2 protein-coding genes and 1 pseudogene are annotated in these 2,574 nt (G+C 65.7%); all 3 read right to left on the bottom strand.

The window, feature by feature from the left end; translation table 11 throughout:
• A pseudogene (locus tag AC1DBQ_RS22870) lies at positions 1-475 on the bottom strand (hypothetical protein); the annotation flags it as partial.
• A gap of 9 nt (positions 476-484) precedes the next feature.
• Entirely contained in the window at positions 485-1,894 is a 1,410-nt protein-coding gene (locus AC1DBQ_RS22865) for a ComEC/Rec2 family competence protein (RefSeq protein WP_476930686.1), read from the bottom strand.
• A 2-nt stretch (positions 1,895-1,896) separates the two neighbouring features.
• A partial coding sequence (locus AC1DBQ_RS22860) for a hypothetical protein (RefSeq protein WP_476930685.1) occupies positions 1,897-2,574 on the bottom strand: 678 nt, incomplete at its 5' end.

Genomic DNA, 2,574 nt, shown 5'->3' with positions numbered 1-2,574 from the left:
TTGTCAGTGCCCGGGCCTCGGACAAGAGCGCCCCGGCGGTGCGTTCGCTCACGGTCAGGACACAGGCCACCTCGGCGACCAGGGCCATMTCCTGGACGGCGCGGTCCCGCCCGGAGCCCGCCGGCGGGGCCAGGAACCTGGCCGCCTGCGCGTAGTCGGCGGCCAGCTGAACCTTCAGCGCCGCCGTCCGGGCCTCCAACCGGGACACCTCAGCCAACCCGTCCAGCAACCCGTCCGCCAGATCCCGCAACGGATCACCACCCCGCAGCCGACTGGCATGCCGCTGGCCGCCGGCATCCCGGCCGGTGCCGGCCGAATCAGAGCAGTCCGCGCCGGGCAGATCAGACCCGTCAGCGGCGGGCAGATCAGACCGGTCCGCGCCGGACCCGAGCAAGGCAGCCAGCACAGCAACAGACGCGGCAACGGCCTCCACCGCCACCCCGCTGTCCCCGCTCCAAGCCACCCTGCTTTTCATACTCCAAGTCTATGAAGGGGCACTGACAATCTTGATGGTGCTGCGACGGGACGCTGGCAATATTGATGAATTTGACGGTGCTGTGAAAACATCTCCGTGCCGGACGTCTGGCGAGGTCTGCCTCGTTMACGGCGCGKGGAAAGTGATCTCGCTCCAGAGGTTTCCGGGTCCGACGTGAACCCGGGCRTCGGCGACCGGGGCATCAGCCCTGACGATGTGGGTGTTCATGGTKGTCAATGCGGCCAGCAGTGCCCCGTTCGGGATGTCGCCCCACTGCTCGACTTTCCCGTAGGGGAGCATCGCGTAGGTTCCCTGGTTGCCGATGGCGCTGGTGACGTAATCGCGTGGGGTGGCGTTGTGGGAGCCGTGGTGGCCGATCTTGTAGAAGGCAGGGTCTKACACGAGGGCGCGGGCCGCCGTGTCTTGAAGGACATGGTCCCAGGCGCCTTCTTGTGAGTCGCCCACGAACACGAGTCGGGTGCCCTCGACGTCGAGAACGAAGTAGATGCTGGTGTTGTTGACGGAGCGCTCGAGGATGGAGGCCGCTGCCAGAAGTTCGCTCGCGTCGTCGAGGAGGGCCGCGAGGTTGAGGGTTGCCAAGGTGCTGAGAAGTTCGATTCCGATGTCGTGGCTCACTTCGTCGGGCGTGACACCGTAGATCCCCGCGAAAAGGGGCGCAGCAGGCGTCTGGCCGCCGGCGGAGTCGCTCGCGGGTTCGGCGTCCAAAGCCTGTTGCATGGCAAGCCAGCGGGCAGACGTGGGAGGGTTCATGAGTTTGAGCTGGTCAGGGTCACGTGAGGGTCCGAGGACATGAATGGTGACATCTGGAAGTGGTGTGCGGATGACGTTGAGCTGCGCGATCTTGTCCGGGAGGTAGCGGATCGTCGGGACGTTGAGGAAGTGCTTGCCGTTGCGTCCGAGCAGGCGGTCCATGGCGTCCTCGTTGCCCAGCGAATTCAGAGCCAGAGTGCCGGCAATCCCGAGAGCCAGGGTTCGTGCTTCGTCGTTCAGCGCTGCGGGCGCACGGCCGATCAAGGTGTTCAAGCTTGTTGCTGCGCGGACGAGACCGCTCTTGAGTCTCTTGGCGTCGTCGTCGGAATCGTCTTCGACGAACGACACCCAGACTTCGCCGACCTGGACCTTTTCCCAGTCGTCGTAGGCGAATCCGGTGATGTGGTCGGCGTGGTGGTGGGTTGCCACCACCACGTCGAGAGTGGGGGGTCCTCCCGGTCCGGCCGCCTCGGTGAGGTCGGAGATGATMGCACGCACGACGTCGAGGAGTGGCCGCGCCTGGCCCAGGCTATGGACGCCGCAGTCCACCAGCATCCGCCAGGCCTGATCGTCCCGTTTGACGGTGACCAGGAAGGCGTCGCCGAAGCCGACGTCGTACATGCGGACGGTGACGGAGGACGCTGGCATCCTCAGGCTCCGTCCTGGCCGGCGTGCAGGCGCGCGAAGGAGAGCCGGAGGGTTGCCGGTTCGACGGTCCACGCCGAGAGCGCGTCCATGTCTTCGACRTCGCCCATCCAGTCGCGGATCGACCGCAACCGTTCGGTGCCGGCCTTGTCGAAGTCCAGTGCGCATCCTTTGATGTCCCCAGGCAGGTCGTCGAGTTTTGTGCGGTCCGAAAGCGGCAGCGGTTTGGTGACGAGGAATTCGACCTGGCCGTCCACGCGGGCGATGACGGTGGTGCCGGCGCGAATGGCTGCGCGTTGATTTGGCGGGATCTGGGCGCCGGCGTCGTCGGTCCGCTGATCTTCCAGGTCGTCCCGACGCTGGGCGAACTGGATGGCGACGATCGGTCGGGGTTGCCCGTCGGAGGCCCACAGGTAGACGACCCGGGCACTGACCATCTCGATTTTCCCTCCGGCTTTGTCCAGGCCAAGTTCATAGGCGTGTTCCACTCCCCAGCCGTGAATGAGCTCCTGAAGGTGTCTGGCATCGGGCTGTGAGGTCAACTGGCCATGTGCCGCGTGTCCGGGAACCGCCCGTCCGGGAACAGCATCCCGGGAGGCCGGAGCTGTGTCAGAGTCGTCGGCGAAATAGACGGTGCTACCGGTGTCGAGGTCGAGTGTTGCTTCCAGGATGAGGGGTGCCAG

The sequence above is a fragment of the Arthrobacter sp. 10T413_2 genome (assembly GCF_056394205.1).
Note: the sequence above shows the minus strand (reverse complement) of the source record. Positions and strands in the feature narration are given on the sequence as shown.